We start from the raw sequence: 17,767 nt of genomic DNA, 5'->3' as shown, positions 1-17,767 counted from the left end.
ACCTCCGCTCAGAACAGATGACAGGCGACAAGCCGTGAGCCGACCGGCCGCGGCTGTGGCACCTCCGCGGCACAGCGCGCATGGGCGGCCGGACACCGGTCTCGGAAGACGCAGCCGGAGGGCGGGTTGCGCGGGTCCGGCGCACCACGGCCGATCGGCAGCGGTTCATGGCTCTGGTTCGGGTTCGGCACCGGTACGGCGGCGACCAGCGCCTTGGTATAGGGATGCAGCGGTTCGTGGACGATATCCTCGGTCGGCCCGTCTTCCATGATCCGGCCGAGATACATGACGATCGTCCGCTCGCAGACGTAACGCACCAGCGCCAGGTCGTGACTGATATAGATGGCCGTCAACCCCAGCCGGTCGCGCACGTCGCGGAAGACGTTGAGCACGCCCGCCCGCACCGAAACGTCGAGCATCGACACCGGCTCGTCGGCCACCACGAATTCCGGTTGCAGGATCAGCGCCCGCGCCATGACGACGCGCTGCAACTGGCCGCCGGAAAGCTGGTGCGGATAACGGTCGAGGAACTGCGCCGGCTCGGGCAGGCGGACGAGTTCGAGCGCCTTGATGATGCGGCCTTCCCGCTCATCGCGCGGGATGCCTGCATTCTCCAGCGGCTCGGAGAGCGTCGCGCGGATGCTGAAACGCGGATTGATCGCATCGAATGGATTCTGGAAGATGAGCTGCGCCTTCGAGCGGAATGCCTTCAACCCCTTGCGCTGGACCTTGCCCAGTTCTTCGCCATCGAAATGGATTGAACCGCCGGTCGTCTCCTCGAGCTTCAACAGCAGCCGGCCCATCGAGGTCTTGCCGCAGCCGGACTCGCCGAGCAGGCCGACGCTTTCGCCGCGGCGGATATCGAAGGTGACGCCGTCGACCGCCTTCACGACCGTCGACTTGCCGCGCATCGCCGCGAAGGCGCCGCCCACATGGTAGTGCAGCCTGGCGTCATGCACGGAGACGAGCACGTCGGCTTTCTTCGTCGCAATATTCATGCGCGGGCCATCCAGGTCTCCGTCTTGGCGGCTTCGATACGCAAGGCAGCGCTTTCGGATGCCCGGTGGCAAAGCACCGGATGCCCCGGCGCGACGTCGATGACCGGCGGCTCCGAGCCGCAAAGATCGAGGGCGAAGGGACAGCGCGGCTTGAACCGGCAGCCGGCCGGGGGATTTGCGAGGTTCGGCGGCGCCCCCTCGATCGGCGTCAGCACGCCGGAAGCCGCTCCCTGCAGATCCGGGAAGGCGTTGCGCAGGCCCATCGTGTAGGGATGCGACGGGGCGGTCAGCGCCGCCTGCATCGTGCCGGATTCCGCCACCTTGCCGGCATACATGACGACCGTGCGGTCGCAGATATAGGCAACCACGGAAATGTCGTGCGTGACGAGGATGACCGACAGACCGAGACGCGTCTGCAGCTCCTTCAACTGGTCGAGGATCTGCCGCTGCACGATGACGTCGAGCGCCGTCACCGGCTCGTCGGCGATGATCAGCTTAGGGTCGAGCGCCAGGGCAAGCGCGATCGCCACGCGCTGGCGCATGCCGCCGGAGAACTGGTGCGGATAGTCCGCAAGCCGTCCGCGATCGATGCCGACCATTTCGAACAGTTCTTCAGAACGCGCCCTCGCCCGTGCCTTGCTCATGCCGCCGCGGCGACGCAGCACTTCGCCGAGCTGGTATTCGACCGTATAGACAGGGTCGAGCGAGTTCATGGCGCTCTGAGGAATGAATGCGATATCGCGCCAGCGGAGCGCGTTCATCTCCTTCTCGGGGATCTTCGCGAGGTCCTTGCCGTCGAACAGGATCTGCCCGCCGGAGATCGTGGCATTGTCGGCGATCACCCGCGTCAGCGCCCGGGCGACGGTGGTCTTGCCGCAGCCGGATTCGCCGACGAGACCGGTGATGGACCCTTTCGGGATATCGAAGCTCGCGCCGTCCACGGCGTGGACGAAATTGCGCCCCACCTGATAGCTGACCCGCAGGTCCCTGACGGAAAGAAGCGGTTCTCTCATCGGTTCAACTTCGGGAAAAGGATGTTTTCATAGCCGCGGGTGATGAAGAAGCCCGCGCTGACGACGAGGATGATGCAGACGCCCGGCGGCACGAACCAGTAATAGGCCTGCTTGGCGAGCGCCTGGCTCGCGAACGCATCCTGCAGCATGTAGCCCCAGCTGATCGAATCCGGGTCGCCGAAGCCGAGAAAGCTGATCGAGGCTTCGGTGAGGATCGCCCAGCCGATCGCGATCGATCCGTAGAGGAAGGAAAGCGGCAGGATGTTCGGGGCGATATGGCGCAGGATGATCTTGAAGTGGGACGAGCCCGCCACCCGCGCCGCCTCGACATAACCGCGGGTCCTGAGCGTCAGAACCTGGCTGCGGATGACGCGGGCGGTGTCGCGCCAGAGCACCAGCGCCATGGCGATCACGACGTTCCAGATGGACGGCTGGAGGAAGGCGGCCAATACGATGACGAAGGGCAGGAAGGGGATGCCGAAGGCGATGTCGGCGAGCCGCATCAGCACCGCATCCACCCATCGGCCGAAGTAACCGGCGACGAGGCCGATGAACGAGCCGATCAGCGCCACCATGAAGGCCGCTGTCACGCCGATCAGAAGCGCCGAACGGCTGCCGTAGACGAGCTGCGAGAAGATATCCCGGCCGAGGCTGGTGGTTCCCATCAGGAAACCGTCCTGCCCCGGCCGGAGGTCCGCCGCCAGATCGTAGGAAGGCGTGTAAAGGATTTCCGTCGGATCATGCGTGGCGATCTGGTCGGCAAACACCGCCGTCACGACGAAGACGAGATAGATGACGAGGCCGGCGACCGCGAACGGATCGTTGACCGGCAGCCTGAGCGCCCGGAAGATGCGGGCGAAGATATTAGGCCTTCTTACGCCTATGGTCTTGGGAATGGCGATCTCAGGCATGGGAAATCCTCGGATCGAGGAAGGCATAGAGCAGGTCTGCAAGCAGGTTCATGAAGATCACCACGAGCGCGATCATCAGGAAGGCGCCCTGCGCCAGCGGGTAGTCGGAGGAAGCGACCGCATTCACCAGCTCGCGGCCGAGGCCGGGCCAGGAGAAGACCGATTCCACCACGACATTGCCCTGAAGCTGATAGCCGACGGCGATCGCAAACGAGGTCATCACCGGCAGCAGCGCATTGCGAGCAGCATGGCGCACCACCACCGTCCAGTTCGAAAGGCCCTTGATGCGAGCCATGGTGACGAAGTCCTCCTTCATCACGTCCAGCATGTTGGATCGCATGAGGAGGAGCGGCAGGCCCTGGCTGTAGATGGCGAGCGTCGCCGCCGGCAGCACCAGATGCGAGAGGAAGTCGCGCGACGTGTAGAGATCGAGGAAGCCGGAATATTCGACGCCGGGATCGCGCGTGCCGCCTGCCGGAAACCAGCCGAGCGAGAAGGAGAAGATCGCCAGGAGCACCATGCCGAGCCAGAATTCCGGCATGGCGCGGGTCGTCAGCACCATCGGAATGGCCGCCTGCTCCACCCAGCTTCCGCGACGCCAGGCGAGATAGGCGCCGGCGAGGATGCCAAAGGCGTAGGCGATGATCAGCGAAGAGAAGGTCAGGATCAGCGTGTTCGGCAGCAGGGTCCAGATGCGCTGGCCGACCGGCTCGCGGTAGCGGAAACTCTGGCCGAGCTCGCCCTGGACGAGATTGCCGAGATAGATCAGGTATTGCTGCCAGAGCGGCTTGTCGAGGCCGAACTGGGCCATGAGCTGCTGTTGCTGCTCCAGCGTGAAGGTCGGGTCGATATAGGCGGCCATCGGATTGCCCGGCATCAGCCGGAACATCAGGAAGAGAATGGTCACCACCGCCCACAAGACAAGAGCGAGCTGCAGCAGCCTGCTGCCCACGGCCTTGAAATTGGTCATCTGAAAAATCCTTCTCTTGGCTCGGCTCCTCGCGGGAAATGAGAGGAGAAGCCGATCTCAAGCGTCGGGAAAAAAGGGAGACGGCGCAGGAGGAGCCCGCCGCCTCCCGAAGGATCACTTGGCGGCGACCGTTTCCTTGTTGTCGCCCGGGTAGTGGAGCTTGCCGCCTTCCAGCGTGTAGCCCGCATCCTTCAAGGTCTTCGCGGCGATGGCCTGGCCTGCCTTGAAGTTTTCGACGACCGATTTGTCGTGCCAGAATTCGAGCGCCGGAGAGACGATGGAGTTCGAGGCGACCGCGAAACCGCGATAGGCAGCCTTGACGATCAGCTGGCGGTCGACCGCTTCCGAGAGAGCGCGGCGGAACGCCGGGTCGTTGAAGGGCGGCCGGCGTTCGTTGAAGGCGATGTAGCGGAAGCCCATGTCGACCGTCGAGACGACTTCCAGATCGCCGTCCTGCTGGGCGGCATTGACCAGCACCTGCGGATCGCCGGTGAACTCGCCCATGAAGTTGACCTCGCCCGAACGCAGCATGCCGAGTGCTGCTTCCGCATTCGGAACGATGCGCAGGATCCAGCGGTCGACCTTCGGCGGATTGAAGTGATCCTTGTTCGCGGCAAGCGTGACGGACTCGTTCTTCGCCCAGCTGACGAACTTGAACGGACCGGAGCCGATCGGCATCTGCTCCTGGTAGCTCTCCGCCGTTTCCGGCTTGGTGGCGAGGTCCTTCAGGATCGGCTCCCAGACATGCTTCGGGATCAGGTTGATCTTGGCAAGGCTGGAGGTGACGAAGGAGGCGGCCGGCTTCATCAGCTTGAAGGTGATGACGTCGCCGCTGATGGCGATCGAGTCGATATTCGTGCCGAAGGGCTTGTACATCGGCGCTTCGCCACCGACGGCCGCTTCGAAGGAGAACTTGACGTCTTCCGGCGTGACCGGCTGGCCGTCATGCCATTTCATGCCGGACTTCAGCTTCACGTCGACCGTGGTCGCGTCCTTCCAGGTGAAGCTCTCGGCCGCCCACGGCTTGGGCAGGCCGTCCGGGCCGACGCGGAGCAGGCGGTCCCAGACGAGTTCGGTGATCCAGCTGTCGACGCTGCCCGAGATATAGAGCGGGTTGATCGACTTGATATTGTCGGAGGAGTTGATGATCAGGTCCTTCTTGGCGCCGGCCGGCTCGATGCCCAGGAAGGTCCAGGTATTGCGGATGCCGATGCCGCTCTGGTTGACGACCGATTCCGGCTTCCAGACGGTCTTGTCGAAGGCGAAGGTCGATTTCGGATGCACCAGCATCATGTAGGGCTGGTCCTTGCTGAGGATCTCCTGCGCCTTGTAGACGAGCGCCTTGCGCTTTTCCGGATCGATCTCGCCGCGCTGCGCTTCGGCCGTCGCGTCGTAATCCTTGTTCAGATAGCCCGCGAAATTATAGCCGTTCTCCGCTGTCGAGGAATGAAAGAGGTTGAAGATGAGCTCGTCCGGATCGGAGCGCTCGGGACGGCCGACCATCTGCCAGGCGGTCGAGTCCCAGTCGTTACGCTTGTACCAGACGACATCGGACATCTGTTCCCACGGCATCGCCTTGACCTCGACGTCGAGGCCGAGCTTGCGCCATTCCTGGGCAATGAGCTGGACGGACTGGAATTCCGCCTGCTGGCCGGCCTGCGGACGGCTCAGGAGGGTGATCTTGCGGATCGGATCGCCGGCCCAGGCGGGCAGAGCGGCGGCCGTCACCACAAGTGCTGCAAATGCACTTTTCAACACGGACTTCATTGTCGTTCTCCTCTGAATAGTTTGACTATTCTCTTTGTTGGCAAGGGGTTGGCTCCCCCTGCTTCGCGAATTCCCGAAATCTTCTTCCGGCACGCATCGCACGCACCGGAAAACGACATTCAATCCACAGCTTCATTGCCGGCGCCGCAGAAGCGATTGCATCGCGGCGCGCAATGTTTTATTCTGTGAAACATCGTTTCGCATTGCAAACGAGTAAATCACATTCCCAGAAGATTGCAAGAAGCTTCAAGCAATCCGTGTTGAGATGACGGAGGACGCATCCGATGACCGAACCGAAAGACTACAAGATCGCGGCCGTGGACCGGGCGCTTGCCCTTCTCGAAGCGCTGGCCGACCGTCCGGAGCAGGGCGTCACCTCGCTGGCGAAATCCCTCGGCATGACCAAGTCGCTCGTCTTCCGGCTGCTGCATACGCTGGAGGAGCGCGGCTTCGTATCGCGCGATCCGGAACGCGCGGAATATTCGCTCGGCTACCGCATCGGCGTGCTCGGCGAGCGGCTCGGCAAGGACGGCGCCCTGCTCTATGCTGCCCGGCCGGTGATGGACGCGCTGCGCGACAAGACGTCGGAGAACGTCAATCTCGTCATCCGGGAAGGGCTGAAAAGTTACGTGCTCGCCACCCGCGCGGGCTATCATTCCATCCGGCTTTTCGCCCAGGCCGGGCGCAACGGGCCGTTGCATGCGGGCGGCGGGTCGCTGCTTCTGCTTGCCTATGCCGATCCGTCTGTTGTCGACACGGTGCTCGCCCAGCCCCTCGAAGCCTTCACGCCGCATACGGTCACCGATCGCGCCAAGCTGCGCCAAGTGCTCGAACGCATCCGGGCCAACGGCTACAACATCGTGCTCAACGACCTCGACGACGGCGCCTTCTCGGTGGCCGCGCCCATCCGCAGCGCCGACGGAGCCGTGATCGCCTCGATCTCGGTCGCGGGCGCGGTGGTCCGCTTCGACGAGGAGCGCCGGGAAACCTATCTGAAGGCGGCGCTCGATGCCGCGGCGGAAATTTCCGAACGCCTGTCGATCCACGGCCCTGGTGAGAATGACCGCGTTAAATCAATGGCTTAGAGGCACAACACCCCCTCCTCCGTCATTCTCGGGCTTGTCCCGAGAATCTGTCCACATCAAACGGGGTTAGATCCTCGCCACAAGGGCGAGGATGACGCAAATTGCAAACTAGCTTCGCCAGGAAAATCCACGGGCGCTTTAGCGCCCGTTTCGTTCAGTGCGATTTCTTGCCCTCCGAACCCGCTTGCGGGGTCCGGAAACCTCTGTTAGCGTTTTTATGTTTTATGAAACGATGTTTCATCTGATAAAACAAGATGGGGAGTACCGGAGATGAACGAGATCGAATCCGCCGTTCTGGGAGCGGTGAAGCTGGATGAACCCTGGGCGCTGATCGAAAGCTTCGCGACCTACAAGCGCGAACATCCGGCCGATGTGAACCGCGGCATGGACGAAGTGGCCGCGCGGCTGAGGAAGCATGGTGTCGAGGTGACCATGCACGAGCCGAGCCTTTATCTCAGCCTGCCGGGGCTTGCCCGCGTCGAAGCGGGCGGCAAGACGTTTCGCGCCAAGCCGCCGGCTTACGCCAAGGACGCCAAGGCCGGCGTGAAGGGCGAGCTCGTCTATATCAGCAGTCATCAGCCGAAGGCGATCTCGACCATGTTCGAGAAGGCCGTCGAAGACACCGACAACCTCGCCGCCCGGGTGCGCGGCAAGATCGTGCTGTCGGAAGGGTTCGCCAATCCGGGTCTCGTCTCGCAATTCACAGAACTCGGCGCGATCGGCGTCATCGCCATCAATCCCGGCATCGACATCCATTGGGGCATCTGCACCACCGTCTGGGGCACGCCCGACCTCGACGACCTGCCGCGCAAACCCTCCATTCCGGCCGTCGCCGTCAATCGCGAGAGCGGCGATGCACTGATCGAGCTCGCCGGGAGCGGCGCTGAGGTCACCGTCTTCACGGACATGGAGGAAGGCTGGTTCACGTCCACCCTGCCGGAAGTCTTCGTCAAGGGGACGGATGAGCCGGAAAAATATATACTGCTGCACGGACATCTCGATAGCTGGGACGTCGGCGTGGGCGACAATGCCACCGGCGACGCGACCCTCCTCGAAATCGCCCGCGTGCTCTGGGCCAATCGCGACAAGCTGAAGCGTTCGGTGCGCATCTGCTGGTGGCCGGGCCACTCGACCGGCCGTTATGCCGGCTCCACCTGGTTTTCCGACAACTTCGCGCTGGACCTCGACGAGAACTGCGTCGCCTCGGTGAACTGCGACAGCCCCGGCTGCCGCTGGGCGACGGAATTCATCAACCTTTGCATGATGAGCGAGACGGAGGCCTTCCTCTCCGACGTCATCGAGGAAGTGGCCGGCAAAAAGGCCGAAGGCGAGCGCCCGCACCGCGCCGGCGACTATTCCTTCAACAATATCGGCCTTTCGAGCTACCTGATGCTCTCCTCGACCATGGCCGACCGCGACCGCGAGGAAAAGGGCTACTACACGGTCGGCGGCTGCGGCGGCAACATCGCCTGGCATACCGAGAACGACACGCTGGAGATCGCCGACAAGGATATCCTGCTGCGCGACATCAAGGTCTACCTGCTCGCCGTGCTGCGCAATGCCAACGCGAAAATCCTGCCCTTCGACTGGCGCGCGACGGCACGGGAATTCCTCCACACGGTCGAGATCTACCAGAAGAAGGCCGGCGACCGCTTCGACCTCTCCCCGACCCGCAAGGCGGTGGAGCAGATCGCCGACGCTCTGGCCGCCTTCTATGCCGGCATCGACAGCGGCAAGGTGGAGGCCAGGAACGCCAACCGCGTGATCCAGCGCCTCGCCCGCATACTCGTGCCGCTGAACTACACCCGCGAACAGCGTTTCCGCCACGATCCGGCCCTGCCGATCCCGGAACTGCCGGCGCTCTCGACGGCCGCCGATTTCGACAAGCTCGATCCGGCCAAGCATGGCTTCGCCAGGACGCAGCTCGTCCGCGGCCAGAACCGCGTCATCGCGGCGCTTCGCCAGGCCGAGGAGCTCGTCCGCTCCGCCGGTTGACCGGACGACGGACGAAAGCCCGCGCTGATTTTCTCGTCGCGGGCAGCTTGATGACAAACCTCGCGTCTTACACGGCGTCATCCTCGGCCTTGTGCCGAGGATCTATAAACGTCGATGGTTTGCAGATGCTCGGGATAGGCCCCGAGCATGACGATCAGAGATTTTCGAACCTTTGTCAGCAGTCTTGCTCGTGCCGATTTTTCGGTGCGGGCTTGCATCTATTCTGCCCGGCGGGATGACAGAACATTGTCAAATCGGAACTCCTGCCTTAGCGTCACGGCCGATGTCAGCGAGGCTGATACCGATCGCTTGTGTCCGCCGGGGGAGTGCGTTTTTTTGAGCAACAATCATGAGGTCTTCACCGGCCGCCGGGAAGACATAAGGCTTGTTACCGGACAAGGCGCCTACACCGCCGACAAGGCACTGGAGGGACAGCTTTACGCCGCGTTTTTGAGGGCGGACCAGCCGCATGCGCGCATCGTTTCGATCGACGTGGAAGCGGCGCTGGAGGCGCCCGGCGTTCATCTCGTTTTGGCGGGCAAGGATGCGCTCGAAGCCAAGCTGATCGCCCCCGGCCCGCTGGTCTCATTCCCCGGCGTCGGCGGCATGACGATCAGGGCGCCGATCCGCCATGCCCTTTCCACAGACCGCGTCCGTTTCGTCGGCGAGCCGGTCGTCCTGGTCGTTGCCGACAGCGCGGAGGCTGCCGCCGATGCGGCCGAACTGATCTCCGTCGAATACGAGGAGCTGCCGGCGGTCGTCGATGCCGAAGCGGCGCTCGAAGAGGATGCGCCGCAGCTCTTCGACGACGTGCCCGGCAATCTGGTCTTCCTGCACGGCTTCGGCGACAAGGCCGCAACTGACGAGGCCTTCGCCAAGGCCACCCATATCTCGAAGCTTACCGTCGAATCGCAGCGTGTCGCCGCCAACCCCCTCGAACTCAAGTCCTTCATGGCGGCCTATGACCCGGAGACTGACGTCTTCGACGTCTATTCCGCCAGCCAGGGCACGGGCCTTGCCGATGGGCTTGCGCGCTTCACCGGCCATCCGCCGGAAAAGGTCCGGCACCATATGGGCGATGTCGGCGGCAGTTTCGGCATCCGCGGCGCTGCCTATCCGGAATATGCGGCGATCATGCTCGCCGCGCGAAAGCTCTGTCGCCCGGTGCGCTGGACCGCCAGCCGCACCGAGAGTTTTCTTGCCGATTACCACGGCCGCGCAGTGAAGCTCACCGGAGAACTCGCCATGAACGAGGCCGGCGAGTTCCTCGGCATGCGCATCAACGTCGTGTGCGATCTCGGCGCCTATCATTCGCCGCCGGGCGCATTGATCAACGTGCTGAACCCCATGCTGACAGGGACGGGCTGCTACAGGATTCCTGTCGTTTTCGGCCTCAACAGGCTCGCTTTCACCAATACTTCACCCATCGCCGCCTATCGCGGCGCCGGTCGTCCCGACATCAACTACATGGTGGAACGGCTGGTCGACCAGGCAGCAGCCGACATCGGCATGGACCGGGTCGAAATCCGGCGGAAGAACCTGATCCCGGACAATGCCTATCCCTACCGGACGCCGACCACGGTCTATGACAGCGGCAACTATGTCGCCATGCTGGAGGAAGCGCTCTCGATCTCCGACTGGAAGGGTTTCGAGACGCGCCGCAAGGAGGCCGAAAGCCGCGGCAACCTGCGCGGCATCGGCATGGGCATTTTCATCGAGCCCTCGGGCGGCGGCCATCTGCCGGAGGAAACGGAAATCCGTTTCGAGGCCGACGGCACGATCACGCTCTACACGCTCTCCGGCTCCGCCGGCCAGGGCCATGAGACGGTCCTGCCGCGGCTTGTCGCCAGGGAACTCGGCGTCGACGAGAACCTGATCACGCTCCGCGCCAACAGCGCGAAGGCGCCTCACAGGCTGAAAGGCGCCGGCACGATGGGCTCCCGCACCATGGCCTCGCACGGCGCATCGCTCACGGTCACCTCGCGCGAGGTGGTGAAGAAGGGCTTCAAGCTCGCCGCGGAAGCGCTGGAAGCCTCGGAAAACGACATCGAATTCGACCACGGCCATTACAAGGTCGCCGGCACCAACCTTTCGGTCTCGCTCATGGAACTCGCCGCCCGCAACGTTACGCCGGACGGCAATGCGCTCGACACGCTGGCCTCGATCCAGCCGGAGCGCAATTTTCCGGGCGGCGTGCATGTGGCCGAAGTGGAGATCGATCCCGGCACCGGCGAGACGAAGGTCGTCTCGTATGTCGGCGTCGACGACGCGGGCCGCGTGATCGACCACACGCTTCTCGAAGGCCAGATGCATGGCGGCCTCGCCCAGGGCGCCGGCCAGGTCTTCGGCGAAGAGATCGTCTATGACAGCGACAGCGGCCAGCTCCTGACCGCCACCTTCATGGACTATTTCATGCCGCGGGCGGATTTCATGCCGACGCCGCGTTTCTTCGACATGCCGGTGCCCTCGCCCACCAACGTGCTCGGCGCCAAGGGCGGCGGCGAAGCGGGCACGACCGGCGCGTTGCCGACGCTGATGAACGCGGTGATCGATGCGTTGCGCCGGGCAGGCGTCAAGGAATTCGACATGCCAGCAACGCCCTACAGGATCTGGAAAGCTTTGAAATCGGCCGAAGCCGGCATATGACGGAGACGATCAAACGCCCGACTTGAGTCTGCCTGAGGGTTCCGGACGATGAATCTGGATGAAATCGCTGAAACCGTCATCGCCCGCGCCGGGGGCAAACGGCGCTTCGTCGTCGCGATCGCCGGTCCCCCCGGCGCGGGTAAGTCGACGCTGGCGGATGCGCTGCACCAGGCGTTGCTGGCGCGTGGCGAAACCGCCGAAGTCCTGCCGATGGACGGCTTCCACATGGACAACGGCATTCTGGCAGCCCGCGGCCTGCTGCGCCGCAAGGGCGCGCCGGAAACCTTCGACGTCCGCGGCTTTGCCGATATCCTCCGTGCCGTGCGGCAGGCGGACGAGGAAGTGCTGGTGCCGGTCTTCGACCGCTCGCGCGAGATCGCCATCGCTTCGGCGCGGCCGATTTCGCCGGAGACCCGTATCGTGCTTGCGGAAGGCAACTACCTGCTGATCGATGCCGCTCCCTGGTCGCGGCTCGCGGATTTTTTCGACCTCACTATCTTCGTCGGCCCCGAGGAAGAGGTGCTACGCGAGCGCCTGACAGCCCGCTGGGTGCATTACGGGCTGGACGAGGCCGCCATCGCCTGGAAGCTCGACGGCAACGATCTGCCGAACGGCCGCTTCATCATCGCCAACTCCCGCCCCGCCGACATCCGGCTCGAGACGTTCTGAAATTACAGCGCGACGCCGCTTTCGCGGTCGAAGACATGCACCTGCTCCGCCGGAATGTTCGCCTCGAACCTTGCGCCATAGCGGGCCGGATATTCGCCGTCTACGATCGCCGTCACCGGCTGGCCGGCAAGGTCGAAGACCACATGCGTCTGCGCCCCGGTCGGCTCGACCAGCAGCGTCTGGCCGGCCAGCGCGGTCCCGCCCGTGCCGGGGCTCAGGTGTTCGGGGCGCAGGCCGATCTTGATCGCCTGCCCGCGCTTCACCTTGCGGTCCGGCGCGATGCGGATCGCCGTGCCGTCGCCAAGGCGCGCCGCCGCTTCGCCACCCTCGCCATCGACGGTGCCGTCGAGGATGTTCATCGCCGGCGAGCCGATGAAGGCCGCGACGAAGAGGTTCGCCGGCGTCTTGTAGAGCTCCATCGGCGTGCCCTCCTGCTCCACCCGTCCCTGGTTGAGCACGACGATGCGGTCGGCGAGCGTCATCGCCTCGATCTGGTCGTGGGTCACGTAGATCGAGGTCGTACCCACCTTCTGGTGCAGCGTCTTGATCTCGGAGCGCATCTGCACGCGCAGTTTCGCATCGAGGTTGGAAAGCGGCTCGTCGAACAGGAAGACGGCCGGGTTGCGGACGACTGCCCGCCCCATGGCGACCCGCTGGCGCTGGCCGCCGGAAAGCTGCGCTGGCTTGCGGTCGAGGAGGGGCACGAGATCGAGCATGCGCGCCGCCTCGTTGACCCGTTCGGCGATGACCGGCTTCGGCGCGCCGGAAAGGCGCAGGTTGAAGCCCATGTTCTCGGCCACCGTCATATGCGGATAGAGCGCATAGGACTGGAAGACCATGGCGATGTTCCGCTCGCGCGGCGTCAGCTCGTTGACGACCTTGCCACCGATGAGGACATCGCCCTCCGTGATCTCCTCAAGTCCTGCGATCATCCTGAGAAGCGTGGATTTTCCGCATCCCGACGGGCCGACCAGCGCGATGAACTCGCCATCCTCGATCGAGAGCCTCACGCCATGGATAATTTCCAGCGAGCCGTAGGATTTTTTGACGTTGGACAGTGTGACGGAGGCCATGGATGTTCCGATCTTCGGTCAGGACTTCACGGCGCCGGCGGTCAGGCCGGCGATGATGTGCTTCTGGGCAAGGAAGAAGACGATGATGGTTGGCAGGATGGTGAGCGTGATGAAGGCGAGCACCAGTTGCCACTCGGTCCCGAACTCTCCCCGGTAGACCATGATCCCCAGCGGCCATGGATAAATGGATTCCGAGTTCAGCATGATGAGCGGCAGGATATAGCTGTTCCAGCTCGCCACGAAGGAAACGATCGCGACCGTCGCGATGATCGGGCGGGAGAGCGGCAGGGTGACATGCCAGAAGAAGCGCATATAGCCGCAACCGTCCACGAAGGCCGCCTGGAACAGTTCCTCCGGAAGATTGCGGAAATAATTCCGGAACAGGAGGATGCTCATGCCGAGACCGAAGGCGACCTGCGGCAGAACCACGCCCCAATAGGAATTGAGCAGGCCGAGGTCGCGAATGCGGATGAAGAGCGGCAGGATCGCCGTGGCGGCGGGAAACATCAGTCCGATCAGAAAGTAGTTGAGCAGGAAATTCGAGCCGAAGAACCGCACGTGGGCGAAGGTGAAGGCCGCCATGGCCGCTACGGACACTGTGAGGAACACGGTGAGCGTGGCGATGATCAGCGAATTCACCATCTGCCGCCAGTACCGCTCCCCGAACAGGATGTCGGTATAGTTGGACCATTGCCATTCCGCCGGCAGGCCGAACGGATTGACGCGCAGATCGCCGAGCGTCTTGAAGCCTCCGAGAGCCGTCGTCAGCAGCGGAACGACGACGACGGCCGCAATGATGGTGAGCGAGACGTAGAGGTAGACTTTCGTGCCGGCGCTCATCCGGATTGAGGATCCCGTCTCAGTCATGGCGCATGAATATCCGTTTGTAGCTGAAGGCGAGCGTGACGCAGATCACGAACAGGACGACGCCGACCGCGCTTCCGAGACCCACCTGCATCCGGGTGACCCCGAAATTGTAGAGGAAGGTCACCATGGTCTGGGTGGAATTGAACGGACCGCCGCCGGTCAGCGGCATGATCATGTCGAACAGTTGCAGCGATCCGACCACGGCAAAGAACACCGACAGGCGCAGCGTCGAGCCTAAGAGGGGCAGCGTCACGAAGCGGAACTTCTGCCAGCCGGTGGCGCCGTCGATCTCGGCGGCCTCCAGGACGCTCTTGTCGAGGGACTGGAGCCCGGCGATGAAGAGCATCATGTGGAAGCCGAAATATTTCCAGACCACCACGGCGAGCACCGCATAGATGGCAAGGTCCTTGTCGGCGAGGAGATAGGGCGTTTCCGTCCCGAGGAAGCCGGCGACGGCCGCGAAAAGCCCGTAGTCGCCGTCATAGACGAAGCGCCAGATGAGGCCGGCCGCCACGTCGGCAAGCACATAGGGCAGGAAGAAGATCAACCGGAAGACGATCACACCCTTGATGCGGTTCGCCAGCATCATGGCAAGCCAGATCGCGAGCGGTATCTGCAGCAGCAGCGAAACGACGATGATCAGGAAGTTGTTCTTGAGGGCCGTCAGAAAGGCGCCGTTTCCGAAGAGCACCTCGAAATTCCGCAAGCCCACGAACTGTTCGGGCAGGCCGTAGCCGTCCCACCGGTAGAGGCTGTACCAGGCGGCCTCTCCCATCGGCATGATCACGAAGATCGTGAAAAGAAGAAGCGCCGGCGGCAGAAACAGGATCAATACCGGCAGCCGGCCCCGTGCCGTGGGGCTCCTGCGCCTGGCAACGCCTGTAGCGCCCGCCGCATGCCCGATGGCGGTCGTTGCAGAAACATTGGTCATTTTCGTTCCGACTGTCATGGGCTGCAGGGAACGCGCCGGCCGGGGCAATCGGCCCCGCCGGCGCCTCGCATCACATCTTGTCCATTTCCACCGCGTCCTGGATCGTCTGCGCGCCTTCCTCCGGCGACATCTGACCCGACACGATGGCGACCGACGCATCGTTCACGACACGGCCGACGGAGGGACCCAGCTCCTGATCGAAGAAGTTCTGGTGCCAGGTGGACGCTTCGAGCTGTTTTGCAGACTCGCTAAGGAGCGGGTTGGTGACGCCGTCCTCCGCTCCGATCGTCGCCGGCAGGATCATCCCCGATTTCGCCATGAGACGTTCGTTTTCCGCATTCGTCAGGTAGGCGAGGAAATCCAGGGTTTCCGGCGGCGCCTTCGCCGTCACGGCCCATGCGTTGATGCCGCCCAGCGTATCGGTGGCCTGGCCGGCTCCGCCTGCCACCACGGGAAAGGCGAACCGGCCGATATTGTCGCTTGCGAGCCCCTTGCCGTCGCCGGCATTCCTGCGCTGGAAAGCTTCCGTCGTCTCGAAACCGAGGATCATCGCGGCTTTGCCGTCGCCGAAGACGCCGAGTGCCTGGGGCCAGGTCGTGGCGAGATAGCCCGGCTGGAACGGTTCAAGCTTGCCGAGTTCGGCAAGCTGCTCGCCGGCCTTTATTGCTTCAGGCGCCACAAAGCCGTCGCCCGCGCCGGTCTTCATCGCGTCGAAGCCCTGCTGTCCGGCATTGCGCATGACGAGGTAGCTCCAGTAGAAGTGGATAGGCCACTTCTCCCCGCCGCCTCCCGCAATCGGCACGATCCCGGCATCTTTAAGCTTTTTGACCGCGGCCAGAAAATCGTCCCAGGTCTTGATGCCCGCGGCATCGACCCCGGCTTTTGCGAAGTAAGCCTTGTTATAGAAGAAGCTGACGGTTCCCATCTTGAAGGGCACGGCACTGATCTTGCCGTCGAAGGTGACCGCCTTCAGAGCGGCGGGGTTATAGCTCTTGCCCCAGGCGCCGCCATCCCCCTTCATCTTGTCGGTGATGTCCTTGAGCGCGCCCGTCGCCTGCTGCTGTTTCAGCACGCCGCCGCCCCAACTGTAGAAGAAGTCCGGCGCATCGCCGGATTGCAGCAGCGTCGGCAGCTTTGCCTTGAAGGCCTCGTTTTCGAGAAACTGCATCTCGATCTTCACGCCGGGATGCTCGGCCTGATACTTGTCGGCGATGCCGCGCCAGACTTTCACATATTCCGGATTGAGCTCCAGGTGCAGCCATTTCACGACCGCGTCGGCCGAGGCCGTGGCGGCCGTCGCGCATAAAGCCAGCGTTCCGATGACGCTGGCAAACGCAAAGCGAATTCCCGATTTACCGATGGTCAGCATTTCGCACTCCTCCCGTAGCGCTTTATTTCTGTACCCGGATTAAATAATCGCAGCCTTTCCCATTCTGTCAATAGCCAGCCTGAGAAAGTGGCAAAAAGCGCCTAAAAAGAAGGCTTAAGCAGAAATTCCTGTTGCGCAAACGCGAAATTCGGATTTAGAAGAAGGCGAATTTAATTTGCCATGCGTAAAAAATACGCGGGGCACTGACTGGGTTGGGTGCCCGCACGAGACGATGAAAACTGCCGATCCCGAACTGATGCGCGCCATCAACCGCCTGAGCGTGCTGGACACGATCCGGCGCCACGGGCCGATCTCCCGGGTGGAAATCAGCGAGCGAACCGAGCTTTCGACCACCACCGTCTCGGCGATCACCGCCTCCCTTCTGGATGACGGATTGATCCTGACCCGTCATGAAGGCGACATCCGCAACGAGACCGTGCGCGGCCGGCCGCGCGTCATGCTGGAGGTCAATCCGGATGCCGCCCGCGTCGTCGGTGCCAAGATCGCCGCAAATCGCATGGTCTTCGTCGTCACCAATTTCCGCGGCGACGTGCTTTCCAAGCTGACGCTGCCGATCCGCATCGACCGGCAGCCGATCGCCGTCATCGCCGACCTGGTGGAAGACGGCGTGCGCCGCTGCGTCGTGGATGCCGACCTGTCGCTGGAGGATGTCGACAGCGTCTGCCTCGGAATTCCGGGCGTCATCGAGCATCGCACCGGCCATATCCGGTCGAGCCCGATCTTCCGTGAAGTGAACATCGATTTCGCCGCGGAAATGTCGGCGCGCCTGTCGACGCCGACGATCATCGAAAGCGACGCACACGCCATCACGCTCGCGCACCACTGGTTCGGCAAGGCCCGCCACCTGGAGGACATGGTCCTGATATCGCTGGAGCAGACGCTGGGCTTGGGCGTCCTGCACCGCAATCAGCTTTTCCGTGGCGCCGGCGGCCTCAGCCATAATCTCGGCGACCTGGTGCTCGGCATGGGGCAGCAGGGTCTCGTGCGGCTTTCGAGCCGGGCGGGCGAAAGCGCGATCCTCGGCGAACAGCAGACGGACGGGCGCTTTGCGGAAGCCGTGCGGCTCGGCCGCGGCATGAGCCACGTGCAGGCGCTGATCCAGGCTGACGACGACCGGCTGATCGGCGCCGCCATGCGCGCCGGCGAAGCCGTCGGGCTGACGATCGCCAATATCGTCACGCTGTTCGCGCCGCCCAGGGTCATCCTCGTCGGCTCGTCGCTGGCGCTCGGGGAACCGTTCCTGAACAGCCTGCGCGATGCCTATGCGCTCGCCATCCCGCCGTCGCTGAAAGGCGTCAGCGAACTCGTCTTCGACGATTCGACGGACGATTTCTGGGCGCAGGGGGCGGCAGCCGTCGCGCTTTACGAACTTTACGAATCGCCCTGGAGCACCACCGGGCCGGCGCTCTGACGCGCCCCGGACATCCGGATTCATCAGCATTCATCGGGAGG

General features: G+C 63.4%; 14 protein-coding genes. 5 read left to right on the top strand and 9 right to left on the bottom strand.

What is annotated here, in order from left to right; all coding sequences use genetic code 11:
- Positions 1–8 precede the first annotated feature (8 nt).
- The 5 genes from ACMGE0_RS01320 to ACMGE0_RS01300 all read right to left on the bottom strand — a co-directional run bounded on the left by ACMGE0_RS01320 (position 9) and on the right by ACMGE0_RS01300 (position 5,659).
- Positions 9–998, bottom strand: coding sequence for an ABC transporter ATP-binding protein (locus tag ACMGE0_RS01320; protein ID WP_436814054.1), 990 nt, complete (start codon positions 996–998; stop codon positions 9–11).
- A complete protein-coding gene (locus ACMGE0_RS01315) occupies positions 995–2,011 on the bottom strand; it encodes an ABC transporter ATP-binding protein (protein ID WP_436814053.1) in 1,017 nt (338 codons plus the stop codon). The genes ACMGE0_RS01320 and ACMGE0_RS01315 overlap by 4 nt, the downstream gene beginning before the upstream one ends.
- A complete protein-coding gene (locus ACMGE0_RS01310; RefSeq protein ID WP_436814052.1) occupies positions 2,008–2,922 on the bottom strand; it encodes an ABC transporter permease in 915 nt (304 codons plus the stop codon). The genes ACMGE0_RS01315 and ACMGE0_RS01310 overlap by 4 nt, the downstream gene beginning before the upstream one ends.
- Complete coding sequence (locus ACMGE0_RS01305; RefSeq protein WP_436814051.1) at positions 2,915–3,892, bottom strand: ABC transporter permease; 978 nt, start codon at positions 3,890–3,892, stop codon at positions 2,915–2,917. Before ACMGE0_RS01305 ends, ACMGE0_RS01310 begins: the two co-directional genes overlap by 8 nt.
- Before the next feature lie 114 nt (positions 3,893–4,006).
- Positions 4,007–5,659: an ABC transporter substrate-binding protein gene (locus ACMGE0_RS01300; RefSeq protein ID WP_436814050.1), complete on the bottom strand. Its 1,653-nt coding sequence runs from the start codon at positions 5,657–5,659 to the stop codon at positions 4,007–4,009.
- A 284-nt stretch (positions 5,660–5,943) separates the two neighbouring features.
- On the opposite strand from ACMGE0_RS01300, the gene ACMGE0_RS01295 reads away from it, so the two are divergent.
- The 4 genes from ACMGE0_RS01295 to ACMGE0_RS01280 all read left to right on the top strand — a co-directional run bounded on the left by ACMGE0_RS01295 (position 5,944) and on the right by ACMGE0_RS01280 (position 12,054).
- A complete protein-coding gene (locus ACMGE0_RS01295) occupies positions 5,944–6,744 on the top strand; it encodes an IclR family transcriptional regulator (RefSeq protein ID WP_436814049.1) in 801 nt (266 codons plus the stop codon).
- Between the two features lie 270 nt (positions 6,745–7,014).
- A complete protein-coding gene (locus ACMGE0_RS01290; protein ID WP_436814048.1) occupies positions 7,015–8,739 on the top strand; it encodes a M28 family peptidase in 1,725 nt (574 codons plus the stop codon).
- Positions 8,740–9,075: 336 nt separating this feature from the next.
- Positions 9,076–11,385, top strand: coding sequence for a xanthine dehydrogenase family protein molybdopterin-binding subunit (locus tag ACMGE0_RS01285; RefSeq protein ID WP_436814047.1), 2,310 nt, complete (start codon positions 9,076–9,078; stop codon positions 11,383–11,385).
- 48 nt (positions 11,386–11,433) lie between these two features.
- Entirely contained in the window at positions 11,434–12,054 is a 621-nt protein-coding gene (locus tag ACMGE0_RS01280; protein WP_436814046.1) for a nucleoside triphosphate hydrolase, read from the top strand.
- Between the two features lie 2 nt (positions 12,055–12,056).
- On the opposite strand, the gene ACMGE0_RS01275 is transcribed toward ACMGE0_RS01280, so the two are convergent.
- The 4 genes from ACMGE0_RS01275 to ACMGE0_RS01260 form a co-directional block, all read right to left on the bottom strand.
- Positions 12,057–13,127, bottom strand: a complete 1,071-nt coding sequence (locus tag ACMGE0_RS01275) for an ABC transporter ATP-binding protein (RefSeq protein WP_436814045.1) — start codon at positions 13,125–13,127, stop codon at positions 12,057–12,059.
- Positions 13,128–13,145: 18 nt separating this feature from the next.
- Positions 13,146–13,994 (bottom strand): carbohydrate ABC transporter permease, encoded by an 849-nt coding sequence (locus ACMGE0_RS01270; protein WP_436814044.1) that lies wholly within the window; start codon positions 13,992–13,994, stop codon positions 13,146–13,148.
- Positions 13,987–14,925, bottom strand: coding sequence for a carbohydrate ABC transporter permease (locus ACMGE0_RS01265; RefSeq protein ID WP_436814043.1), 939 nt, complete (start codon positions 14,923–14,925; stop codon positions 13,987–13,989). The genes ACMGE0_RS01270 and ACMGE0_RS01265 overlap by 8 nt, the downstream gene beginning before the upstream one ends.
- A gap of 70 nt (positions 14,926–14,995) precedes the next feature.
- Positions 14,996–16,294 carry an extracellular solute-binding protein gene (locus ACMGE0_RS01260; protein WP_436814042.1) on the bottom strand — a complete coding sequence of 433 codons (1,299 nt, stop codon included), beginning with the start codon at positions 16,292–16,294 and terminating at the stop codon, positions 14,996–14,998.
- 232 nt (positions 16,295–16,526) lie between these two features.
- Between ACMGE0_RS01260 and ACMGE0_RS01255 the strand changes: the two genes are divergently transcribed.
- A complete protein-coding gene (locus ACMGE0_RS01255; protein ID WP_436814041.1) occupies positions 16,527–17,726 on the top strand; it encodes an ROK family protein in 1,200 nt (399 codons plus the stop codon).
- Positions 17,727–17,767 lie beyond the last annotated feature (41 nt).

The organism is Neorhizobium descurainiae, from assembly GCF_051400715.1.
GTDB lineage: Bacteria > Pseudomonadota > Alphaproteobacteria > Rhizobiales > Rhizobiaceae > Neorhizobium.
This window is presented reverse-complemented; position numbering and strand designations above follow the sequence as displayed.